The following is a 21,790-nucleotide window of genomic DNA, read 5'->3' as shown; positions in this document are numbered from 1 at the left end:
GACCCATGAAAACAACTCACTTACTTGCCGCAGCCCTCACATGTGCAGCGTTCACAACAGTCCATGCTCAGGACATGAAAATGCCAATGAAGCCAGCTGCAAGTGCATCAGCTTCCACCATGCCCTTAGTTGATGGTGAAGTCCGCAAGGTTGACATCCAAAAGAACCTTGTCGTCCTGCGTCACGGAGATATTCCGAACCTGGCGATGCCGGCCATGACCATGGGCTTCGAGGTATCCGATAAGAAGATGCTCGACGGCTTAAAGGTTGGCGATAAGGTGAAGTTCCAAGCAGAGTCGATCAATGGCAAAGCTATGGTCACGGAATTGAAACCGAACCATTGATAGAAGAAGGGACTGTCATTGGCGTTGTTGCACTACAGGGACTTCCCGTCAACGCAAGCGCTGATCAGTAACTTTTGACTAACCTGACTGCCAAGACGATCAAGGTGCTTGAAACGAGAAACAGACTGCACATCTACAGACGGTGTTAGGCACGAGGTGTGCGCCCCCTGAAACAAACCGCGCAGCAGGGTGCTATTCAAATCTCGTGACGTATTGCGACTCACAATGCAACAACCGAGCTTGCCTGCTGCTGATCTAACCTGTTCATTGCATCTTTGATTTCACGTCTGGCATGTTGAAGTGCTTGCCTCAGGCAACGGCAGAAATGGGTGGTCTAGGGCGTTCGCTGGCATGGCCTGCGTTACAGGTGCGCTCCTGTGTCATGAGCGCCCACAGGATGCGTGCATTTTTGTTGGCTAAAGCCACGGCGGCCTTTTGCCAGCCACTGCGCGGCCTCAAGGCCATTACCGATTGGGAGATAGGGTCGAGGTTGTGTTTGCCGGTCAGCACTACGGCCTTGGCTCCTTACACCAGCAAAGTGCGCAGGTAACTATCGCCTCGCTTGGTGATGGCTCCGAGGTTGGATTTGCCTCCGCTGGAATTCTGTCTGGGCGTCAACCCAAGCCAGGCGGCAAACTGTGCACCCTTCCTAAACTGCTTGAAGTCGCCGACCATCGCTAATGCAGTGAGTGATCCCAAGCCCTTGATGGCGGCAGCTCGCTGCACCTGGGCATCTTCTTCACAGTGAGCTGTAATACGCTGCTCACACCAGTGAAGATGTTCATCGAGCTCTTGTCAATGCATGAGTGCACGCTGTAGCGCAATGCGGGCTGCGCCTGCGAGGTCATTGCTCGCATCTTCCAAGATATCGTGCAAATAGGTGCGCAAGCCTCTGGGGCTTTGCGGCAGGACGATGCCAAACTCGGCGAGCATTTCTCGAATACGTTTGATGCATGCTGTGCGTTCCTCATTGACCCTTCGCGCGGCTGATGCACACATAGTATGCCCTGCTGCTCTGAAGTCTTAACGGGAACAAGGCGCATCTGAGGACGGCTGGCTGCCTCGCAAATGGCAGCGGCATAATTGGCATTTTGTTTCCGCTCTTGCCCTGCAAGCGATAGGGTGCAACCAATGCTGCTGCCATCATGCGTGCATCCAAGTCCATGCGCAGCAACTGCCGAACACCAGTGGTGCGCACCACCGCAAGCCTCCATGACCATCAGGCACCCTGCAGGTAATTGCGCACACCATGCCAAGAACTTGCTGCGCTGGATGGCCCGGTTAGTGACCATCCTCCCTTGAGCATTGACTGCATGGGCCTGCAGCACATTCTTTGCGAGATCTACCCCAACACGGACGATGTTTTGCATGGCACGACTCCTGATGAATGACGAAGAAATTGGCTTGCCGATCCAACGTGACACTGCGTATCCAGCAGACCAAGATGGCGGGAAGTCCTTCGTATTCAAATTGCCGGCTAAGGCTAGGTAGCCTCGTGCGATGTGTCAGTCCCCGTAGTCCAAACCCCGCTATCGCACCACCAACTGGAAGCAATACAACGCAGCGCTCAATGCGCGGGGCTCACCGACCATCTGGCTGGACAAAGGCATGGCTGGTTTGCAGCTGCCAGCGGCAAACGCGGGCACAGCCCGAAGTTCTCCGATGCGGCCATCCAGTACGGCCTGACCATCAAACCTCTTTGGATTGACCTTGCGGCAGACCACATGCTTTGTTCTGACACTACTGGCGTTGTCTGGACTGCTGTGACCAGTTCCCGACTTCAGCACGTTGTGCAACCGCTAACGCAGTCTTACCGGTCCAGCTCCGCCGGCCTGCGCCTACTGGTCGACTCCACGGGCATCAAGTTCCTGGACGAAGCCGAGTGGAAGTGCAAAAAGCATGGGCCAGAGTGTCGCCGCCAAGTTGCCGAACTGCACATTCGAGCCGCCATCCCCAATCGGTTTACTGAACTGGGCTGCCCGCAGACGGTGGCTGTGGCCTAGCCGCGCCTGGGGTTGGGGAAATCTGGCCTGGGGCTGATATGTGCAACAACGCCCCAGTTATTGGGTCTTTTATAGGTAAGCTTGGGCTAACCCAGCTATAGCTTGGGTTGATAATGCTTCGAGATGGCTCGTAACTATTCCATCTTAATGCCATTAAATCCGACATGGTCCAAGCGAGCCAGTCAGCTCTAAATGGTCTATCAGATATATTTTTAGAAGCAACATCAGTTCCAGTCGATGTCCAAATTATTGTGGGTATTTTATAACCGGATGCAGTACTTGGACTGTGACCAACTTTATTTGTTTGATGTCCAACTTCTTGTCCGTGATCTGATACGTAAATAATGGACTTATAGTCATCTGCACTGGATGGGGAACTTATTAATTTTTCAAAGACAGATGCAACTACCCTGTCTTGATAAACAACAGCTGAATCGTAGTCATTTCTAAATTCCTGAACCCACATTGAACGTTCAGCCGCAGACATTATTCTTGATACTTCATCATCGGTAAATATAGGCTGCTTTTCCGGGTATCGCAGACGATAATGAGGATGAGCACCCAGCATATGTAAAACAATCAATTTCCGAGGGTGTGAATCTTTAAGGGCATTCTCATATGATGGTAATAAAATCTCATCAAGTGAATTGCTAGATCTACCTGGTTTATTATTTTCCATGGAAATCACATCGGCCATTGCTGCATGCTTTTGCGTAATTGCAATATCATCATGATTGCTTATCCACCAAGTTTTATATCCTGCTTCTTTTGCGAGAGCAATTATGTTTAGTTTCGTATCTGTTTCAGCAGTTGTGAAGTTCATCATGCTATCAATGGCAGGAATAGTGGTTGCTTCCGTGGACCATGAGTTACGGATAACGAGAAATCTATCGCCCATATCTTTTTGAAGCTTTTCGAGCATCGGCGTCGTATTTCTTTCGTAGCCATAAATGCGCATGTTATCTCGATTTATGCTTTCAGAAATAATAAGAACTACGGTGGATTTGTCTTTTCTAGCAATCGAAGGAATCTCACTTTTTGCTGACCTTTGTGCTAAGGCGCGTTCTTTTCCATATGATGCCCAGCTATCTTTCGTATTCTTTACGGATTCAGCTAAATTAGACCAAAAAATTAGAGGATTTATCCTTCTCCATGGCTTGCTGATGTATGAAACGGCGGATATCAAAATGATGATGGATAAAGCAATCAGCTCAATCTTCGAGACCTTCGTTCTTTTCCTTGCCCCTTTTAAAGATAACCAGAGAGCAACACCCGCTGAAATAAGTAAAATAATGCTAGATCCACTGAAATCACGGATGTGTGTGGAGATATAGCCTCCCATTTCCGATGTATTTGTGTTTGCAAGTGCACTTACCACCATCGTACTATCTGGCGCAGCAGCATAAATTGAGATGAGATGCGCTCGGACGGCTGAGTCTAATAAAAATACAAGAACAAAACTCCAAACAAGAAATGCTCTAATTAGATTTAATCTAGAGTTATTGATTGGAATTAGTAACAATAATAGAGTCGGTATAAGTAGGACGCTTATCTGTAATATTTTTCTGCCTTCATATCCTAGAGATGCAAAAACAACTTGCATCACAAGTAGAGCAATAATAGTTACCCATAGCTTATGGCGATCGGTAGATTTTTGAAAAAACAATGCTATTCTTGACCGGTGAAATTTAAGATTATCTTCGGATGCTGGTGCGCTCATAGAAATCCTATTAACCCTAATGGAAATATCGAAATTCGATTTGGAATAGGGGCACAGAACTCTATGTGTGCAATACCGACAGAAATCTGACATTCAGATTACATTTTAGTAATCAGGTTAATTTTAGCTGTGGATTACAAAAATATCATGTTGCAGACAATATTGCGTAAAGTGCCTATCTATATATTTGATGTGTCTGGGTAGAAAAGCACTCAGACGTTCTTCAAGTAATTGATCAAGGAATCTTTATCATGAAAACTAATCTCGTATTTCTGGCTTCAATCGTGCTGTCCTGCGCCACCGTTTCAATGTCTGCATCTGCAAATGAAAGTGGCGTCTTGGGTCCATCGGAAAGCGCGACTACAAAGTCCTTCGAAAGTACCAGCTCGACCACACGTACTGCAGACAGAACTTTTGGACGAGCAGGTGCTGAGTCTCAGGTCTCACGCGTTGTAGACACAACACGAAGCACTCAATATCTCAATCTTGTATGTGGAGAGACGGTCGAGTTCACCAACGGCAAGGAACAGTTCATCTGGAAATTTGATGTGATGGGTCATAGGCCCGTCGACCTGTCGAAGATCGCACCTGCAGCGTTTGCAGGTAGCACGCTAAAGATCTACGTTGCGAAAAATGAGCTCGAGCGCCATTGATTGCTACCCGTGTGCACAACAATAGAAAGCCATGAGCGTCTGGTCAATTTGTCAGCGCATGGCTTCCTAGTGCGCGCCGTAGATATGGCGCTGGGGACGAGGAGACCCGCAGCTTGTCGTGGAACCTGACATCAGCCTAGAAAGAACTCCGCATTCAGAAAGTGCCTGTGAAGCTCTGTAGCTTGCACGAATCGTCTGAAGTTCAGCAACGAGAACACTCAGATCCTGGATGCGATGATTGACATGTTCTATGTGTGTGTGCAAGAGCGCATTGACCTCTGCACAGTCCTTCGCAGATGACTCCCGTAGCGAGAGCAAAGAACGTACTTCATCAAGTGTCATATTCAGCGATCGGCAGCATCGAATGAAGGCAAGTTGGTCTATGTGGTCCGTCGAGTAAACACGGTAGTTGTTTTCAGCTGTAGCAGCCGAAGGCAGCAGTTTCTCGCGTTCATAAAAGTGAATGGTCTCAACCGCCGTACCAGCGACCTCAGCCAGTTCACCAATCTTCATAGACCCGGTTCGAAATGAGTTGACTCTATACTAACTAAAAGGTTTTTAATTGCCACATGGTCAACAGGAGATCGAGTATGAAGCCCCCAAACATTGATGACAACATGCTTAGTACCGCCACCACGGATTGCTGTAGCTCACACACCATCCCGAGCGTGGAGGCAACTCCGTTGGATCGAGGGCTAACGTACCGCATTCCAACGATGGATTGCGCTGGCGAGGAAGCTGAGATACGTCGTGCACTTGAACCAATTGCAGGTATCCGGGGACTCAGATTCCAGCTCTCGCAGAGAACTCTCAAAATTGATGCGGACACTGATGCCCTTGCTGCCGCATTGTTGGCAATCACTGAAGCTGGCTTTGAGCCAAAGCTGATCTCATCGAACACTGCGGACTCAAGCCATGCGGCCGGCGACAGCCACGACAATGAGCTTGTGCGTGGCACAACTCCAAAGTTGGTCGCGGCGCTTGCTCTTGCTATCGCTGCGGAAGGTGTCGGCTACTTCGCGCCAGAAACCATGGCTTGGAAAGTCGCCGGCTTTGCAGTCGCCGCGATTGCGATTTGGCTTGCGGGCTTTGACGTCTATAAAAAAGGGTTTGGAGCACTGCGTCGTGGCAAGCTGAACATCAATGCATTGATGACTGTTGCTGTGACTGGTGCGTTTGTCATCGGTCAATGGCCTGAAGCGGCGATGGTGATGGCGTTGTATGCCATCGCCGAGGCAATCGAGGCGAGGGCAGTCGATCGGGCCCGCAATGCCATTCAGGGGTTGCTTGCGATGGCTCCGGACCAAGCATCGGTTCGCCAAAGTGACGGTAGTTGGCTAACCGTCGCAGTTGCACAAATCGCAGTGGGCTCGACGCTGCGAGTCAAGCCAGGTGAGCGCGTTCCTATGGATGGAGTCGTTCAGGCAGGACAAACGAGCATCAACCAGGCCCCCGTAACTGGTGAAAGTATCCCCGTTGACAAGGCGGTGGGTGACCCGGTGTTTGCGGGCACCATCAACGAGTCTGGAACTTTTGAGTTTGAAGTTACTGCATTGGCCTCCAACTCGACGTTGGCGAGGATTATTCATGCCGTTGAGCAAGCACAAGCGACTCGAGCACCTACTCAGGGGTTCGTTGATCGATTTGCTGCAATTTACACACCTGCAATTTTCGTTATCGCCGTCGTCGTAGCATTGGTAGGCCCCTGGCTACTTGGCTGGACGTGGATGCAGGCCGTCTATAAGGCACTGGTTCTGCTAGTTATTGCTTGCCCCTGCGCACTCGTCATTTCCACACCAGTGACGATTGTGAGCGGCTTAGCGGCAGCAGCCCGCCGTGGTATTTTGATCAAAGGCGGTATCTATCTGGAAGAGGCGCGCAAGCTTAAGGCAATCGCGCTGGACAAGACCGGAACAATTACCGAGGGCAAGCCGCGCCTTGTGGACTGGTCGTTGGTTGATGCCGCGAGCAGCCTTGATACCGCGGAGTCGGTGGCAGCAGCTCTCGCTGGCCACTCAGATCATCCTGTGTCGCGCGCCATCGCAGCGGGCCTGAAGCCTAACAACGCAGACATTCAGAACTTCACGGCACTTGCTGGACGAGGTGTGCAGGCCGAACTGAGTGGAACAGTCTATGTACTAGGGAATCATCGCTTGATTGAGGAACGTGGCCAATGCTCCTCAGAGCTTGAAGCCACGCTCAAGCGGCATGAAGAATCCGGCCGTACTGTCACATTGCTTGCCGACCCGGAACGAGTCATCGCACTGTTTGCAGTTGCCGACACGATTAAGGGCTCCTCTCGTGAAGCTATATCTGAATTGAAAGCGCTTGGTATCACCCCAGTCATGCTGACTGGAGATAACCAAGCCACCGCCTCTTCAGTAGCCAGTGAAGCTGGTATCGAGCAAGCACGAGGAAACTTGTTGCCGGAGGACAAGCTAGCTGCCATCAAAACGCTCCAGGGCCAATATGGACTCACAGCAATGACGGGCGACGGTATCAATGATGCCCCAGCGCTGGCCCAAGCAGACGTCGGGGTTGCCATGGGTGCCGCCGGTACAGATACCGCTATGGAAGCAGCCGACGTCGTCGTGATGAATGATGACTTGCGAAGGATTGCTGAGACAGTGAAGCTGTCTCGATCCACCCATGCGATCCTTTGGCAAAACATCACTCTTGCTCTTGGCATCAAGGCCGTATTTCTAGTCTTGGCAGTGTTCGGGAATGCATCCATGTGGATGGCGGTATTCGCAGATATGGGGGCAAGTCTCCTAGTTGTAGTCAATGGGCTAAGGCTGCTTGGAAAAGTGCCCAAGTCCTGAATTCGACAGAGAGTTTTCGTGTGCACTAGCTTGAATTGTGAGGATAGTTATGAGCTTTTTTGAACGCCTACTCGGAGGCCATCACCGATCTGGTGGCGATCATCATGGGAATGGTCATCATCAAAAACGGACACCCGCCTCCTACAACGATCCAGGAGTGTCCGGTGGGATCATTTGTCCTAACTGCCGAACTCAAAGCTCTCCCCAAGCACGGTTCTGTCAACAGTGCGGAAGCGGCCTAGCCCCCCAGGCCTGCAACGCATGCGGCGTGCAGATGGCGCTTGGATCGCGTTTTTGCTCAAACTGCGGAAAGTCTGCTTAGAACTTAGGGAGAGCAGATGATCGGCTGGGTGATCTCTGTTCTCCTGAGATCTCAGATTACAAGAAGGTGTCAGAAATGTAATCTTCAGACCATGTAAATGGCTGAATAGTGTCAAAAATGTAATCTTGCTGAGAGGACAACTTCGCTACCATTGAAGCTTCGAAATTTACTAGAAAAATCCTATGGATTCTCTTAGATTCGAGGATGCCGCTCTATATCTTAGAGTTAAGAGGATGGAAGTATTAGCAAGCAATATTGCGAATGCTGACACTCCTGGATACCAAGCGAAAGATATAGACTTCAAGGCTGCGCTTGAAGAGACGCAAAGGCAAATGCTGACAGTGCAGTCTACGAATAAGTCCCACCTTGGGAACATTGCTCCAACATCAATTGATCCTCAGATTGCATTTCGCCCTGTCTCTCAGAATGCAATGGATAGAAATACGGTTGATCTCGATCAAGAGAGGGCATCATTTACAGCTAATGCTATTCGTACACAATTCGCTATGAATCAAGCTGTCGATGAATATGTAGAGATGGGGCAAATGCTGTCGAAATTAGTTTAATTTTATTTAGTTGGTCATTCATAGAGCGCATTTATTTGCGCTCTTTTTTTAATTCTGGTAGTAGAAGAATAAAATTCGCGACAAAGTAGTTGCCAACTATTTCGTTGGTTGAAATAATGAATATTTTCAAAAAGTGACAAGCTGGAAGATGCCAAATAATATAAATAGAGAATTCTTTGTAAATCACTTACTGATTCCGATTACTTTCCTGGCGCTAATTTTTTATTATTTCATGTATCTTGGAGGGGACTTTTTCTTTGCCGAGAAAATATATGCCCTGCAGGGTTATGAATGGTCTTTGAATGATCATTGGGTTACAAACAAATTGCTTCATAAGGGTGGGAAGCATCTGAGCACCCTAGCAATCGTTGTGATCATTGCACTATATATATTTGTACTTGCCTCCAAATCTGAACAGCGGAAAAAATGGCGGTCCCCATTGCTTTACCTGATTTTATCCAGTTTGGTCAGTGTAATTTTGGTGAGCCTTCTTAAGGTATTGACAAATATGGATTGCCCGTGGAACTTAAATCAATTTGGTGGCGATCGCCCTTTTATTGGTCTTTTCGAACACAGGCCTCAAGAGATGGGGAGCGGAAAATGCTTTCCGGCTGGTCATGCGAGCGCTGGCTATGCCTGGGTTGGTTTATATTTCTTCTTTAAGATGATCATCCCTAAGTATCGATGGTTAGGATTGCTGTGCGGCATTATGGTTGGATTGACATTTGGTATCTCTCAACAATTGAGAGGAGCCCATTTCATTTCTCATGACATTGTCACGATTCTCATTTGTTGGTTGATCGCCACTCTTTTGTTTATATTCTTTAGTATCAAGAAATATACTGTTAAAAATGAAAAACAACTCAAAATCCAACATCTTTAATAATATTCAAAAGAATAGAAAAGGATTTTCTAGAGTCTGGCATGCATCAAAGTACTCATGTTCGGGTATAAAAGATGCGTGGCTAGAGCCTGCATTCCGCCTTGAGGTAATATTATTTGTGATTTCGCTTCCATTGGCTCAATTGATTGGGAGATCTATGATGGAAAAATTGCTCCTGATCTCTTGTATCTGGTTTTTGATGATAGTTGAGGTAATTAATTCTGCGATAGAGTCCGCAATAGATAGAGTAGGACTTCAATATCACGAACTTTCCAGGAAAGCCAAAGATTTGGGAAGTGCTTCCGTATTAATGACAATTATTTTTTGTCTGATAATCTGGTCTTCTTTAATTTATAAAAACTTTATTTAATTTTCTGCCTAACAGCTGGAATACATTACAGGGATGCACCTCATGCATCGCTTAACATGCGTCTTCACGCTTACAGGGTGATGCCAACTCTTGTTCGTCGGGCAAAGCGTCCAATATGTCCGCTCATGCCTCACGAAGATTTCACGGATTTCTGCGCGCGGTGAGGCCGGCTGCTTTTTGCCGTGGCATCGTGTTGCCCGTGACGGAAAGACCGATGAAGGTGATCCTGCACTGAGCAGCAGAGCTTTAATTCGATGCAAAGTTTGCAATGCCTGCGATGAGCTTCGCCATATGTATCGCTCCTCCCGGTGGTTTTGAACTGACTGACCAGAGGTCCCCTTGAGTGTTTGAAGCATGTGCCGCGCCTGAGAAACTTGGGCTTGGCGTGATCGCACCTGTGGGCGCAGTGGATGCCCGCCGGTGTAGGCTTGGTGCCGGTCACGCTGGCCGAAGCGGCTCTACCGAACCTTTCTACTTGTGGCTGTACTCCTCTGTGCCACAAAGGGTCCGAGCCTTCATATCTGTGCTGAATTTGCTCTGCTCCAAACAGAAGCGGAGCCAGTTGTAGGCAAGGAAGATACTACTGGCAAGGGCAAAAGTGGACCGCTCCTGCCCTAGCTCACTGCCTACTCTGACTGTACTGAGTGGCCGACCCCACTCGAACTGAAGCCGGCATCTAAATCTCAATCAATTGAATTAGATAGCGACTAAATGTTCGTACAAAATGATCGAGCCAATACCGATCAGCAGGACACCGCCGATGGCTTCGGCCCAGCGCCCAGCAATATTCCCCAGTACACGCCCGACCATCACGCCCAACGTCACCATTGCGAATGTTGCGAAGCCGATAGCGAGAGCAACGGTGGCGATGCTTACGTCCAGAAAAGCAAGTCCTACGCCCACGTCCATGGCATCAATGCTTGTTGCAAATCCAGTTGCAACTAATAGCCAGAAGCCATGTCGTGCAGGCTTGCTGGGCTCTTCACCATCAGGCACTTTGATTGCCCCGATCAACATTCTTCCACCTAGCACCAGAAGCAGCACGAAGGCGATCCAGTGGTCCCAGGCCTTGACGTAATCTGAAGCCGCATAGCCCAGCGCCCAGCCTACCAAGGGTGTGATGGCTTCGATGACACCGAAGATGGCGCCAGTCCCAGCGCGGTTTGAGTAGCGCAGAACCTTTGCCGACGGCTGCGGCAAAGGCATCGGTGGACATGGCAAAGGCCAGGAGCAAGATAGAAGCGGCATTCATGGGGAATTCATTCTTAACGGTCGGGCATGAGCACAACGGCATCTCACCGCGGCCCGAGCTCGTCGCGATGAAATGCCTATGGTCTCGCCAACCGAAGAACGGATGCATACGCCACAGCAAATTGAATGCCGAGTATGTTGACGCATGCGCTTCCAGGGTGGAAGCAGGCTACTCCCCAAGGGGGACTAAAGTTTACAAGCGATCAAAATGCTTGAGGAACATAGCCTTTTTTGAGTTCTGGGCTTTAGAAATGGCTCGCATTTTCAAAGCGCTGGCCTCTAGCAAGAAAGCTACGTCGATACCGCCATTAGGGCTGTCCATGCACTCCCCTGTTGATTTCCACTCAAAACTGACCCGCCGGAGGCTAAGGGGGGTGCGGATAAAAACTTGGACTGGTTTTATGCGGCTAGACCAAGTTCTTGTCGGTATTCCACAGGACTTAAACGTCCCAGAGATACCTTGATACGTTTTTCGTTGTACCAATGAATGTAAGTATCGACAGCTTCAATGAACTGCTCAATCGTTGTTGATTGCCAGTTGCAGGGATAGAACAGCTCTATTTTCAGCCTTCCAAAGAAGCCTTCGCATGCAGCATTGTCTGGCGAGCACCCTTTGCGAGACATCGAGCGAACCAACTTTGCATCATGGACCCTCGAGAGCCAGCCGGGCCATCGGTAGTGAGCTCCACGATCAGAATGAATCACAGGGCGGCTCTCGCTACCTTGAACAGCATCAATGGCCGCATCCAGCATTGTGTTGACGAGATTTGCATTGGGATGAGTCCCAATCGACCAGCTCACCACCAGCCCGTCAAAGCAATCAATGACTGGCGACAGGTAAACCTTACCAGCAGGAATCTGGAATTCAGTAATGTCGGTGAGCCACTTCTCATTGGGCGCAGCAGCATGGAAGTCTCGATTGATGAGGTTTTGAGGGGCAGCACCTATCTCTCCAAGGTATGAGTTATATCTGCGGCGTTTGGGCTTGGCCACGATCAACCCTTCCTGCTTCATCAGCCGACGCACCACCTTCTCTGAGATGCCCGTGCACTCCTTGAGCAAGGATGCCTGCACTCTGCGATATCCATAGCAACGGTAGTTGTTGTCGAAGATCTCGGTGATGCTTCGGCGTACATCCAAGTATTTGTCAGCCAGCTTCAGCCGGGCACGATGGTAAAAATACGAGCTTCTAGCAAGTCCAACAAGAGAAAGTAGTTCTGGCAATTCATACTGCCCGTGCAACGCGTCAACCAGCACAGCCTTATCTTTGTTTGCCAGCCTATGCAGATCAATGTCAGCCCCATTTTTTAAGATTTCATGGGCCTGCTTGAGAAGCTCACGTTCTATCTTCAGCCGCCGAACATCCTGGCGCAATGATTCAACTTGGCGCCTGAGTGCTGCTTCATCCAACACTGGTGATCGCTTTGGACTGTGTTTCATTGCGACAGGGGCACAAGGGCCAAGCAACTGATTTTTCCAGTTGTACAAGGTCCCCCTACATACCCCTAACTTGTCCGCAATCTCCTGTGCACTTGATTGGCGGGAACACAGTTGCACCACTCCCTCACACATCAAGGCATCAGGCTTTGTAGCCGGCCAAGATCTGCCCACTATCGATTTGCTGGTCTCGGGGCAGTCGTGCCGAACCCACGCAGTCAACGTTCCTCGACCCGGGTAACCCAAAGCCCTCATCGTTGCTGCAATACAGCGATCGTGCGCGAGGTAATGAGCAACCGCAACCTGTCTTTGCTGCAGCGAATATTTTGGTGCCCTTGGCGCTTGGCTCGCTGGCAAATCCTGATGCTTCAGGTAGTGCTGATACCAGCCTTTCAATGCGTTCTTGGTTGGGTATCCCAACTGGCGAATTGTGGCTCTGACACGCAAGCCAAGCTTGATGTAAAGCTCAACTGCAAGAATCCTGTCTTCGTATGAGTACATGAACTACCTCCTGGTAGTCCAAGTTTTTGTCCGCATCCCCAGTGGGTCACTTCTGGGTGGAAATCAACAGTCGTGCTCCAGGATTTGCCTGGCTGCTTCATTCTCGAGTTCTTCGAGGTAACGTTGGCAGCTCATAAGGACTCCTGATGGAACGAGGAGGCTCTGAACTAGCTATGAAACTCAGGTCGATCCAAGTTGGAATCTCACGACTGAGATTCAAAGATGTGTGGCGTTGTCTTAGGTGAGGCAGGTAATGAAATCCCAATTTTGGTGATCCCGCTTGAGGATGTCGCGAAAGCGGTACCGCCGTGCATCCGCGCTATAGCCGCAACGATGGCCAGTCCTAAGCCGTGATTGAGATTTGCATGTGCGCGGGACGCATCAGCACGATAGAACCGATCAAACAGGCGTGGCAGATGGATGGGATCGATCTCCGCTCCTCGGTTGATCACCGCAATGCTAACGTTGTCACGTTTGCCATCGGGTGTCTCCACTACGCTTTGGGAGATCTCGATAGTGATCGTTGATCCGGCTTCTGCATAGCGTGAAGCGTTGCCTAAAAGATTGGATAGTGCACGGCGAACCAAACGCGCATCCACAGCAACACTTGCATCTCCATCGATTAGAACTTGAAGGTGCGCTTCTTGAAGCACTGCCTCATGGAACTCGGCCACTTCTGAGGCAAGCTCTGCAAGACTCACTTTGGCGGATCGCCGCGCTTCAGTACCGCGGTCTGCGTGTGACAGAAACAGCATGTCAGCCACGATTCCGGCCATGCGCTGTAGATCCTCTAGGTTGGAGGCCAAGATGTCCTGTAGTTCAACAGCACTACGCGGTTTACGAAGCGCCAACTCGCAACTACTGATCAAGGTGGTCAACGGTGTGTTTAGTTCGTGTGCCACGTCAGCATTGAACGCCTCCATTTGTTGATAGGCGATGGCCAGTCGGTCAAGCAATGCATTGAACTGTGCGATCAATGGTCTTAATTCTTGAGGTTGATGGCTATCATCTAAACGGCGATGCAAGTCTTGCGCAGAAAGGCTTCGCGTTTGATCCACCAGTAGGCGTAAAGGCTTGAGTCCTATGCGAACAAGCCATGTGCTCGCAAATGAGACCAGCAATGCACCCGCCACGGCGGCAATGCCCAGGGTCCAGGCCAGACGATTAAGCAGTCGGTCATCTGGTCTACGGTCTAGCAACAGGACCGCTTGCATTGGCTGCAGGCCGTCGTTAACTGTCGGAACTTCCACTGAAAATTTGCGAACTGCAACCCGGTCGTCATCTTCAGGTTGGCGCAAAAGTTCAAATGCGCTTTTACCGGAGGTTGGCACCAGGCGTAAAGACAGTTCGTCATGCCCCGTGACGAAGTCGTTAAGCATGTGGTTCAAGGCCTCCGGGGAGTGAACCCCTCGGCTCTCGCTTAACAGGTGCTCGATTGCTGTTTTCTTGTGATCTAAGGTGTCTTGCTGACGTTCCGACAGCGTGACGGAGATCACGAAATAGACAGCAATGCATACAAAACCGAGGCCAACAATGGTTTGCAGTGCTAAGGCGCGGGCTAAACGTCGAGCTAAATGTGGTGCAGCGGTCTTGCTCATGTTGTGCGAGATTCGAGCACATAGCCCATGCCACGGACGGTGTGGAGGAGATGTTGCTCAAAAGGCTGATCAAGCTTTAGCCGCAGGCGTCGGATAGCGACCTCTACCACGTTGGTCTCACTGTCGAAATTCATATCCCAAACCTGAGATGCCAACTCTGTTCGTGTTAACACTTCCCCTTGGCGGCGTAATAGAAGGCTAAGCAAATTGAACTCTTTGGCCGTGAGCTCGATTCTCTGGCCCGCCCGCGTGGCCCTACGACGAATTAGGTCTAACTCTAAGTCAGCTAAGCGCAGAGTCGTCGCTTCGGGGGCGGCTTGGGCAACGCTGGGGCCACTGCGCCGTAATAGAACATGCAGGCGTGCGACCAGTTCAGAAAATGCAAATGGCTTAACGAGATAGTCATCGGCGCCACACTGCAGTCCCTTGACGCGATCCTCAACCTGGCCACGGGCAGTCAACATCAGTACAGGTGTTTGTTTCGTTTGCCTCAGCGCAGCTAGCACGGCTAGGCCATCGATGCCCGGAAGCATGCCGTCAAGCACGATCAGGTCATAGTCCATTTCACTGGCCAGGTGCAGACCGTCAATACCGTTGTGGGCTACATCCACAGTGAAGCCCTCTTCCGCCAGACCCTTGTTTAGGTAATCGGCGAGCTTGATCTCATCTTCTACAACCAGGATTTTCATGCTGACTATTCTGAGATAGGCGCACGCATTTTGAAAATGACAAATTTGTCATCCGGCTGTCAGGATGGTGAGGGGAGCACTTTATTATAGTGGCAGCGCCCACCCGCTTTCTATTCCTCACCTGGGCAATGTATCGCCCGGCTGACTTTGGATTGCACGGGTAGGAGTTTTAACAATGATTTCTTCGTCGTCTCATCGTGCTGGCCGAGCAGCTAGTGCGTTGCGTCATGCGTTGTTGTCCACCAGTTTGGCTTTAACTGGCGTGGCAGGCATAGCGCAGGACAATCCTGCCAATAAGGCGTCTCTGGCACCACTGACTCTGGACACTGCAGTAGCACGCGCTATCGACCAACACCCTCGTTTACGAGCTGCCCAGCGCGGTCTTGAGGCAAGCGATGGAGCCGTTCTGCAAAGTAAGGCGAGGCCTAACCCTGCGCTCTCGTATTCACAAGAAGATACGAGCAGAGATAAACGTACCACGACGGTTCAATGGACCCAAATGCTGGAAATCGGTGGCAAGCGCGATGCGCGCATGCGTGCTGCAGCACGTGGCCGAGATGTGGCTGAGGCGGAGCTGGATGCCGCCAAAGCTAATCTTGTCGCAGATGTCCGACTCGCATTCTTCGGGTTGTTAGTCGCACAGCAGCGTGAAGTCCTCGCAGGACAAACTCTTGACATCGCTCGAAGCGCGCGTGAGGCTGCATCGAAGCGTGTAGCAGCGGGCAAGGCAGCGCCCCTAGAGGCCAACCGGGCCAGTGTCGCTGAGTCCAGTGCAGAGCTGGAGCAAGCCCAAGCTCAGGCCGCAAAACGAGTGGCTCGTCAACAATTACAGGCCCTTATAGGAGAGGGAGGCCCTGTATTTGGTGATGCGCAAGGCAAACTTGACGCGTTGCCTACTGTTCCGGAAATTGGGGTTCTTCAAAGCCGCTTGGAGCAGTCGCCTTCCATTCAGCAAGCTCGCTTCACTGTTGAACAGAGCCGGGCGACCGCAGATCTGGAGCGCGCAAAGCGAATTCCTGACCCAACGGTGAGTCTAGGTATGAAGCGCGCTCAAGAGACCGGCAATCAACTCGTAGTCGGCGTCTCCATTCCTTTGCCTGTGCTCGATACCAATCGAGGAAATCAGTTGCAAGCCCTCCGCCTGGCTGACCAAGCTGAAGAGCGCTTGCTAGCTACCCGGTTGGAACTTCAGTCTCAACTTTATGCGGCGCGAGAGACGCTAGAGGCAAGTCGTAAACAAGCTATCCAACTGTCTGAACGCGTGCTGCCGACTGCACAAGTCGCCTATGAGGCGGCAAGCAAAGGATTTGCGCTAGGGAAATTCGGCTATCTGGACGTACTTGACGCGCAACGCTCTTTGTTTGATGTACGTAGTCAATACCTGGACCAGTTAATGGCCACACATCGTGCTTCGGCCGATATCGAACGCTTGTTGGGCACAACAGACGAGTAAGTTTTTTGCACAGATCATCAACATGAACGATACAAAACCATCTCCATTTGGGACTCGGCGTACTCAGATTGCAATTGCTGCAATCCTAGTAGTTGGCGCTCTTTCTGCTGCACTAATTCTTCGCAGTGGTCCAGACAGCAGCAGTGCTAAAGGTGCCGGAGGTCAGGGGCACTCAGAAGCCGCTAGCCACGCAGACACAGAACATCACGGCGAGAAGCAAAGCGGTGATCACAAAGATGAAAAAGGACACGCAGATGGTGAGCACCATGATGAAAAAGAGCAAAAGGACGGAGCCAAGTCTGCAGAGAAGAAAAGCGCCGAAGGTGCTCATGATGACGATGAAGGTCTAATCCAAATGGATTCGCAGCGTATGCAGGCTGCAGGCATTCGAACCGCAGAGGTCGGCGCTGCAACTGTTCGCTCAGTACTGCAACTTCCGGGGGAAATACGCTTCAACGAAGACAAAACGGCTCACGTTGTCCCTCGAGTCCCTGGCGTCGTCGACTCGGTACCCGCCAATCTCGGGCAGGTTGTAAAGAAGGGGCAGTTGCTGGCTGTGTTGAGCAGTGCGGCTGTTTCTGAGCAACGAAGTGAACTTCAAGCCGCTAGCCAACGCTTAGCACTGGCGCGTACAAGCTATGCCAGAGAGCAAAAGCTGTGGGAGGAGAAGGTATCGGCTGAACAGGATTACTTGCAGGCTCGGCAGACACTGCGCGAGGCAGAAATTGCCGTTTCAAATGCTCAACAGAAATTGGCAGCCAACGGCGCCGGAGGCGGTGGCGGTGCACTAAACCGATTTGAATTAAGGGCTCCTTTTGACGGAGTGATCGTCGAGAAGCATCTCGCCGTCGGTGAAGCTGTTCAGGACACTACCCAAGTTTTCACAATCTCAGACTTGCGCTCCGTTTGGGCTGAAATGAGGGTTGCAGCATCTGACTTGCCCGCCGTGAAGGTAGGGGAAAAAGCAACTGTCAAAGCGACAGCATTCTCGTCGTCTGCGACTGGGGTGGTTGCTTACGTGGGTGCTCTGATTGGCCAGGAAACACGTACCGCTCCTGCTCGAATCACTCTAGAGAATCCTGAAGGTGCGTGGCGCCCAGGTCTATTCGTTAATGTGGAGTTGACGGCCTCTTCGCAACAAGTGCCAGTGGCGGTAGCTTCCAGTGCTATCCAGCGTCTGGACGGCCAAAACAGTGTTGTGTTTGTGCCCGTCAAGGGGGGTTTCCGAGCTCAACCTGTACGCGTTGGTCGCTCAGATCCCCAGACAACAGAAATTCTTGAAGGGCTGAAGTCCGGCCAGTCCTATGTGACTGAAGGCAGCTTCATGCTTAAGGCCGAACTGGGCAAGGCTACAGCCGAGCACGCACACTAAGCAAGGGCTGCAAATGTTCGAACGAATTATCCGATTTGCCATTGAGCAGCGCTGGCTGGTCATGGTTGCCGTTCTGGCCCTAGCGGCTCTTGGCGTATACAACTATCAACGCCTCGCTATTGATGCTGTACCTGACATTACCAATGTTCAGGTACAGATCAATACGCAGGCCAGCGGCTACTCACCGCTTGAGACTGAGCAGCGAGTCACTTACCCAATTGAAACGGTGATGGCCGGCCTGCCCAATCTGGAACAGACTCGCTCGCTGTCGCGCTACGGCCTGTCGCAAGTGACAGTAGTGTTTAAAGATGGCACTGACATCTACTTTGCTCGCCAGTTAGTCAACGAACGCATCCAACAGGCCCGTGACAATCTTCCCGCTGGTGTCACTCCCACGCTGGGACCTATCTCTACAGGTTTGGGTGAGATCTATCTTTGGACCGTTGAGGCCGAGGACGGTGCAAAGAAGGCAGATGGAACGCCTTACACACCTATGGATCTGCGCGAGATACAGGACTGGGTGATCAAACCGCAACTGCGTAATGTGCCTGGTGTCACTGAAATCAACTCTATTGGCGGGTTCGCGAAAGAGTATCTGGTTTCGCCACGCCCAGAACAGCTGGCGTCCTATGGTTTCACTCTTGCTGACCTGGTTGCTGCGTTGGAACGCAACAATACCAATGTGGGAGCTGGATACATTGAGCGTCAAGGTGAACAGTATTTGATCCGTGCCCCAGGTCAAGTCTCTGGCATTGCTGACATTCGAGAAGTGATCGTGGGTTCGGCTCAAGGCCAGCCCATACGTATTCGTGATTTGGCAGAGGTTGGCTTGGGTCGTGAGCTTCGCACTGGAGCTGCCACGGATAACGGCCGAGAGGTCGTGCTTGGCACGGTCTTCATGCTGATCGGGGAGAACAGCCGTGTGGTCTCGCAGGCTGTGGCTGCACGTATGGAGCAGATTAACCGCAGTCTTCCTGAAGGCGTGAAAGCGATCACGGTCTACGATCGCACAAACCTCGTCGATAAAGCCATCGCAACGGTCAAGAAGAATTTGGTGGAAGGTGCGGCTTTAGTTGTTGTCATCCTCTTCCTTTTCCTAGGCAACCTCCGCGCGGCCCTGATTACAGCGCTGATCATTCCGTTGTCCATGCTGTTCACCTTTACTGGCATGGTGCAATACAAAGTCAGTGCCAACTTGATGAGTCTGGGCGCTCTTGACTTCGGCATCATCATTGATGGCGCGGTGGTCATTGTGGAGAACTGCGTGCGTCGTCTTGCCCACGCGCAAGAAGCACGCGGACGCTCTTTGACGCGCAGTGAACGCTTCCACGAAGTATTTGCTGCAGCCAAGGAAGCGCGTCGGCCATTGTTGTTTGGACAATTGATCATCATGGTGGTCTATTTGCCAATCTTTGCGCTCACGGGTGTAGAGGGCAAGATGTTCCATCCCATGGCGCTGACTGTGGTGATCGCGCTTGCTGGCGCAATGCTGCTGTCCATTACCTTCATTCCTGCGGCGATTGCTCTTTTCATGGGTAACAAGGTTGCGGAGAAGGAAAATCGCCTCATGGTTTGGGCACGTCGCGTTTATGCACCAGCCCTTCATCGCGTCATGAGAGCTCCTGCAGTTGTTCTGACTGCAGCTGGTGTGGCGGTGGTGCTAAGCCTGCTGCTGGCAACGCGTCTTGGTAGTGAATTTGCACCAAACCTCAACGAGGGCGATTTCGCCATTCAGGCTCTGCGGATTCCAGGAACCAGCCTGACCCAGTCCCTTGAGATGCAAATGCAGATCGAGAAAACCTTGAAGAAAGAGTTTCCTGAGATCGACAGGGTATTTGCTCGTACAGGTACCGCGGAGATTGCCTCTGACCCGATGCCTCCGAACATTTCGGACGGCTACATCATGCTTAAGCCGCAGTCCGAATGGCCGGATCCGGCACGTACACGAGACGATTTGCTGGCAGCAATTCAGGCCGCCGCAGATCGAGTTCCAGGCAACAATTTCGAGTTCTCTCAACCCATTCAGCTGCGCTTCAATGAGTTGATATCGGGTGTGCGTAGTGATGTCGCTGTAAAGATTTTTGGCGACGACATGACCGTGCTGGAGAAGAACGCACAAGCTGTCGCAGGCATGTTGCAGCAAATTTCTGGAGCCTCTGAAGTCAAGGTCGAACAGACCACAGGCTTGCCAATGCTCACCGTGAAAATCGACCGTGAGAAGGCCTCGCGCTATGGTTTGAACATGGGTGACGTGCAAGACACCATCAGTACGGCACTGGGCGGTCGTGAAGCCGGCACAGTTTTCGAAGGCGACAAGCGATTCGACATTCAGGTTCGCTTGCCGGACGAAGTGCGCAATGACATGGAAGCGATAGGACGCCTACCTATCGCGCTTCCACGCGGTACGGATGGCCGACTTGGTTTTGTTCCGCTTTCGGCCGTGGCTAGTTTTGATATCGCACCAGGCCCTAACCAGGTGAGCCGAGAGGATGGTAAGCGCCGCATCGTGGTGAGTGCCAACGTGCGCGGACGTGATATTGGATCTTTCGTCACAGAAGCACAACAACGCCTCGAATCGCTGCAACTGCCTGCCGGCTACTGGACCCGATGGGGCGGAACCTTCGAGAACCTCGAGTCGGCTAGAAAACGCTTGACGATTGTTGTGCCGGCAGCATTGCTGATGGTCTTTGTCTTGCTGTTTGCAATGTTCGGCAATGTTCGTGATGGTCTCATCGTGTTCACGGGCATTCCGTTTGCGCTGACAGGTGGCATCTTGGCGCTCTGGATGCGCGGTATTCCTTTATCCATCTCGGCAGCGATCGGGTTTATCGCGCTGTCAGGCGTGGCAGTGCTCAATGGCTTGGTGATGATTGCCTACATCCGATCGCTGCGCGAAGAAGGAAAGCGCCTATATGAAGCAGTCACTGAAGGTGCTTTGACCCGACTGCGGCCAGTTCTGATGACCGCGTTGGTTGCATCGCTAGGCTTTGTTCCGATGGCCATCGCAACGGGCACAGGCGCGGAAGTTCAGCGCCCCTTGGCCACAGTGGTGATCGGCGGGATCTTGTCGTCGACTTTGCTGACCCTTCTCGTGTTGCCATTGCTTTATAGCTTGATACACCGCAAGGATCTCTCCGAGACGGAGGATGAGCAGGTGTTGGCGTCTACTGAGGAAAAGCCAGCCTGATACAAGTAGTTCAATTCACCTCATAAAAGCCATGGCCTCTAAGGCCATGGCTTTTTTCTTGTAACAATACTTAATATGACAACATTGTCACATTCCTGTTGGCAATCTGTCGGTGGGTATTTTCTACACTTAAGCCATCTTCTCTGAATAGACGACTTTCTTAGATGGAGAAGAAAATCAATTCACTTAAGGAGTATTAAATGGCTCACCGTAAAATTTTTGCATCTCTCACCGCCGCAGCCGCAATGGCAACCGTTATGGCAATGCCTGGCGTCGCAGTCGCAGATACGTACTGGCACCCCACAAATAATGAGGCTGGTGTAAAAGTATACCCCGAGCATTTCAAGAGCTCTCGAACCCGTGACCAAGTTCGTGAAGAAGCAGCGAATGCCGTACGAGAGGGCGGGGACAATCGACTGCGCAGCGGAAACTACCCAGCTGAGGCGAAAGGTACGGAGCCCGAAAAGACACGTCAGCAAGTTATCGACGAACTGATTAAAGAAACCCCTTCGCAGCGAGATGCTCGTAACCAAGCTATAGCTGGGTAATCAGTAATATTTTCTTGGCGTGGATTCGTGGTAACACGATCCACGTTTTTTTTCGCTCAAAAAATGACAAA

General features: G+C 51.2%; 19 protein-coding genes, 2 pseudogenes and 1 riboswitch. Of the genes and pseudogenes, 13 read left to right on the top strand and 8 right to left on the bottom strand.

The window, feature by feature from the left end; genetic code table 11:
* The first annotated feature begins 5 nt into the window (after positions 1-5).
* Positions 6-344 carry a copper-binding protein gene (locus CTR2_RS13500; RefSeq protein WP_012838514.1) on the top strand — a complete coding sequence of 113 codons (339 nt, stop codon included), beginning with the start codon at positions 6-8 and terminating at the stop codon, positions 342-344.
* A gap of 528 nt (positions 345-872) precedes the next feature.
* Here the strand turns inward: CTR2_RS13500 and CTR2_RS27610 are convergent.
* Both CTR2_RS27610 and CTR2_RS13495 read right to left on the bottom strand, forming a co-directional pair.
* Positions 873-1,070 (bottom strand): annotated as a pseudogene (locus tag CTR2_RS27610) (transposase); the annotation flags it as partial.
* A complete protein-coding gene (locus tag CTR2_RS13495; protein WP_439645371.1) occupies positions 1,022-1,714 on the bottom strand; it encodes a hypothetical protein in 693 nt (230 codons plus the stop codon). The gene CTR2_RS13495 and the pseudogene CTR2_RS27610, both read right to left, overlap by 49 nt.
* Positions 1,715-1,846: 132 nt before the next feature.
* Between CTR2_RS13495 and CTR2_RS13490 the strand changes: the two genes are divergently transcribed.
* Positions 1,847-2,347 carry a transposase gene (locus CTR2_RS13490; protein ID WP_012838512.1) on the top strand — a complete coding sequence of 167 codons (501 nt, stop codon included), beginning with the start codon at positions 1,847-1,849 and terminating at the stop codon, positions 2,345-2,347.
* On the opposite strand, the gene CTR2_RS13485 is transcribed toward CTR2_RS13490, so the two are convergent.
* On the bottom strand, positions 2,307-4,067 hold the full coding sequence (locus CTR2_RS13485) for a phosphoethanolamine transferase (protein ID WP_238553892.1): 1,761 nt from the start codon (positions 4,065-4,067) through the stop codon (positions 2,307-2,309). The two genes, CTR2_RS13490 and CTR2_RS13485, sit on opposite strands and share 41 nt — an antisense overlap.
* Positions 4,068-4,318: 251 nt before the next feature.
* Between CTR2_RS13485 and CTR2_RS13480 the strand changes: the two genes are divergently transcribed.
* Positions 4,319-4,720: a CzcE family metal-binding protein gene (locus tag CTR2_RS13480; protein ID WP_003075109.1), complete on the top strand. Its 402-nt coding sequence runs from the start codon at positions 4,319-4,321 to the stop codon at positions 4,718-4,720.
* Positions 4,721-4,786: 66 nt separating this feature from the next.
* Here CTR2_RS13480 and CTR2_RS13475 read toward each other — a convergent pair whose 3' ends face one another.
* Complete coding sequence (locus CTR2_RS13475; protein WP_003075108.1) at positions 4,787-5,233, bottom strand: Cd(II)/Pb(II)-responsive transcriptional regulator; 447 nt, start codon at positions 5,231-5,233, stop codon at positions 4,787-4,789.
* A 77-nt stretch (positions 5,234-5,310) separates the two neighbouring features.
* On the opposite strand from CTR2_RS13475, the gene CTR2_RS13470 reads away from it, so the two are divergent.
* The 6 genes from CTR2_RS13470 (at position 5,311) to CTR2_RS13450 (ending at position 9,683) form a co-directional block, all read left to right on the top strand.
* Positions 5,311-7,542 carry a heavy metal translocating P-type ATPase gene (locus CTR2_RS13470; RefSeq protein ID WP_087083411.1) on the top strand — a complete coding sequence of 744 codons (2,232 nt, stop codon included), beginning with the start codon at positions 5,311-5,313 and terminating at the stop codon, positions 7,540-7,542.
* 59 nt (positions 7,543-7,601) lie between these two features.
* Positions 7,602-7,784 carry a hypothetical protein gene (locus tag CTR2_RS13465; protein WP_003069802.1) on the top strand — a complete coding sequence of 61 codons (183 nt, stop codon included), beginning with the start codon at positions 7,602-7,604 and terminating at the stop codon, positions 7,782-7,784.
* Entirely contained in the window at positions 7,712-7,864 is a 153-nt protein-coding gene (locus tag CTR2_RS27550) for a double zinc ribbon domain-containing protein (protein WP_223305788.1), read from the top strand. Before CTR2_RS13465 ends, CTR2_RS27550 begins: the two co-directional genes overlap by 73 nt.
* Before the next feature lie 182 nt (positions 7,865-8,046).
* Positions 8,047-8,430 (top strand): flagellar basal body rod protein FlgB, encoded by a 384-nt coding sequence (flgB, locus tag CTR2_RS13460; RefSeq protein WP_003069800.1) that lies wholly within the window; start codon positions 8,047-8,049, stop codon positions 8,428-8,430.
* 133 nt (positions 8,431-8,563) lie between these two features.
* Complete coding sequence (locus CTR2_RS13455; RefSeq protein ID WP_223305787.1) at positions 8,564-9,313, top strand: phosphatase PAP2 family protein; 750 nt, start codon at positions 8,564-8,566, stop codon at positions 9,311-9,313.
* Positions 9,282-9,683, top strand: a complete 402-nt coding sequence (locus CTR2_RS13450; RefSeq protein ID WP_012838508.1) for a diacylglycerol kinase — start codon at positions 9,282-9,284, stop codon at positions 9,681-9,683. Before CTR2_RS13455 ends, CTR2_RS13450 begins: the two co-directional genes overlap by 32 nt.
* 696 nt (positions 9,684-10,379) lie before the next feature.
* Here the strand turns inward: CTR2_RS13450 and CTR2_RS13445 are convergent.
* The 4 genes and pseudogenes from CTR2_RS13445 to CTR2_RS13430 form a co-directional block, all read right to left on the bottom strand.
* Positions 10,380-10,935, bottom strand: a pseudogene (locus tag CTR2_RS13445) (manganese efflux pump MntP).
* A gap of 19 nt (positions 10,936-10,954) precedes the next feature.
* A riboswitch (yybP-ykoY riboswitch) is annotated at positions 10,955-11,119 on the bottom strand.
* A 214-nt stretch (positions 11,120-11,333) separates the two neighbouring features.
* Positions 11,334-12,872, bottom strand: a complete 1,539-nt coding sequence (locus CTR2_RS13440) for an IS3 family transposase (RefSeq protein WP_087083413.1) — start codon at positions 12,870-12,872, stop codon at positions 11,334-11,336.
* Positions 12,873-13,075: 203 nt separating this feature from the next.
* A complete protein-coding gene (locus CTR2_RS13435) occupies positions 13,076-14,470 on the bottom strand; it encodes a heavy metal sensor histidine kinase (protein WP_003062497.1) in 1,395 nt (464 codons plus the stop codon).
* A complete protein-coding gene (locus CTR2_RS13430) occupies positions 14,467-15,159 on the bottom strand; it encodes a heavy metal response regulator transcription factor (protein WP_003062499.1) in 693 nt (230 codons plus the stop codon). The genes CTR2_RS13435 and CTR2_RS13430 overlap by 4 nt, the downstream gene beginning before the upstream one ends.
* A 175-nt stretch (positions 15,160-15,334) precedes the next feature.
* Between CTR2_RS13430 and CTR2_RS13425 the strand changes: the two genes are divergently transcribed.
* The 4 genes from CTR2_RS13425 (at position 15,335) to CTR2_RS13410 (ending at position 21,719) form a co-directional block, all read left to right on the top strand.
* Positions 15,335-16,612, top strand: coding sequence for a TolC family protein (locus CTR2_RS13425; protein ID WP_012838505.1), 1,278 nt, complete (start codon positions 15,335-15,337; stop codon positions 16,610-16,612).
* Between the two features lie 22 nt (positions 16,613-16,634).
* Entirely contained in the window at positions 16,635-17,984 is a 1,350-nt protein-coding gene (locus CTR2_RS13420) for an efflux RND transporter periplasmic adaptor subunit (protein WP_034349613.1), read from the top strand.
* A 13-nt stretch (positions 17,985-17,997) separates the two neighbouring features.
* Positions 17,998-21,171 carry an efflux RND transporter permease subunit gene (locus CTR2_RS13415; protein ID WP_003055034.1) on the top strand — a complete coding sequence of 1,058 codons (3,174 nt, stop codon included), beginning with the start codon at positions 17,998-18,000 and terminating at the stop codon, positions 21,169-21,171.
* 200 nt (positions 21,172-21,371) lie between these two features.
* Positions 21,372-21,719: a DUF4148 domain-containing protein gene (locus tag CTR2_RS13410; RefSeq protein WP_003079124.1), complete on the top strand. Its 348-nt coding sequence runs from the start codon at positions 21,372-21,374 to the stop codon at positions 21,717-21,719.
* Positions 21,720-21,790: the final 71 nt, after the last annotated feature.

This window comes from Comamonas thiooxydans (assembly GCF_002157685.2).
Taxonomy (GTDB): Bacteria; Pseudomonadota; Gammaproteobacteria; order Burkholderiales; family Burkholderiaceae_C; genus Comamonas; species Comamonas testosteroni_H.
Note: the sequence above shows the minus strand (reverse complement) of the source record. Positions and strands in the feature narration are given on the sequence as shown.

Bases quoted from the DNA above. Each gene is read 5' to 3' on its own strand.
- CTR2_RS13500 (WP_012838514.1), top strand. From the start codon at position 6: ATGAAAACAACTCACTTACTTGCCGCAGCCCTCACATGTGCAGCGTTC.
- CTR2_RS13495 (WP_439645371.1), bottom strand. From the start codon at position 1,714: ATGCAAAACATCGTCCGTGTTGGGGTAGATCTCGCAAAGAATGTGCTG.
- CTR2_RS13485 (WP_238553892.1), bottom strand. From the start codon at position 4,067: ATGAGCGCACCAGCATCCGAAGATAATCTTAAATTTCACCGGTCAAGA.
- CTR2_RS13480 (WP_003075109.1), top strand. From the start codon at position 4,319: ATGAAAACTAATCTCGTATTTCTGGCTTCAATCGTGCTGTCCTGCGCC.
- CTR2_RS13475 (WP_003075108.1), bottom strand. From the start codon at position 5,233: ATGAAGATTGGTGAACTGGCTGAGGTCGCTGGTACGGCGGTTGAGACC.
- CTR2_RS13470 (WP_087083411.1), top strand. From the start codon at position 5,311: ATGAAGCCCCCAAACATTGATGACAACATGCTTAGTACCGCCACCACG.
- flgB (WP_003069800.1), top strand. From the start codon at position 8,047: ATGGATTCTCTTAGATTCGAGGATGCCGCTCTATATCTTAGAGTTAAG.
- CTR2_RS13450 (WP_012838508.1), top strand. From the start codon at position 9,282: ATGAAAAACAACTCAAAATCCAACATCTTTAATAATATTCAAAAGAAT.
- CTR2_RS13440 (WP_087083413.1), bottom strand. From the start codon at position 12,872: ATGTACTCATACGAAGACAGGATTCTTGCAGTTGAGCTTTACATCAAG.
- CTR2_RS13435 (WP_003062497.1), bottom strand. From the start codon at position 14,470: ATGAGCAAGACCGCTGCACCACATTTAGCTCGACGTTTAGCCCGCGCC.
- CTR2_RS13430 (WP_003062499.1), bottom strand. From the start codon at position 15,159: ATGAAAATCCTGGTTGTAGAAGATGAGATCAAGCTCGCCGATTACCTA.
- CTR2_RS13425 (WP_012838505.1), top strand. From the start codon at position 15,335: ATGATTTCTTCGTCGTCTCATCGTGCTGGCCGAGCAGCTAGTGCGTTG.
- CTR2_RS13420 (WP_034349613.1), top strand. From the start codon at position 16,635: ATGAACGATACAAAACCATCTCCATTTGGGACTCGGCGTACTCAGATT.
- CTR2_RS13415 (WP_003055034.1), top strand. From the start codon at position 17,998: ATGTTCGAACGAATTATCCGATTTGCCATTGAGCAGCGCTGGCTGGTC.
- CTR2_RS13410 (WP_003079124.1), top strand. From the start codon at position 21,372: ATGGCTCACCGTAAAATTTTTGCATCTCTCACCGCCGCAGCCGCAATG.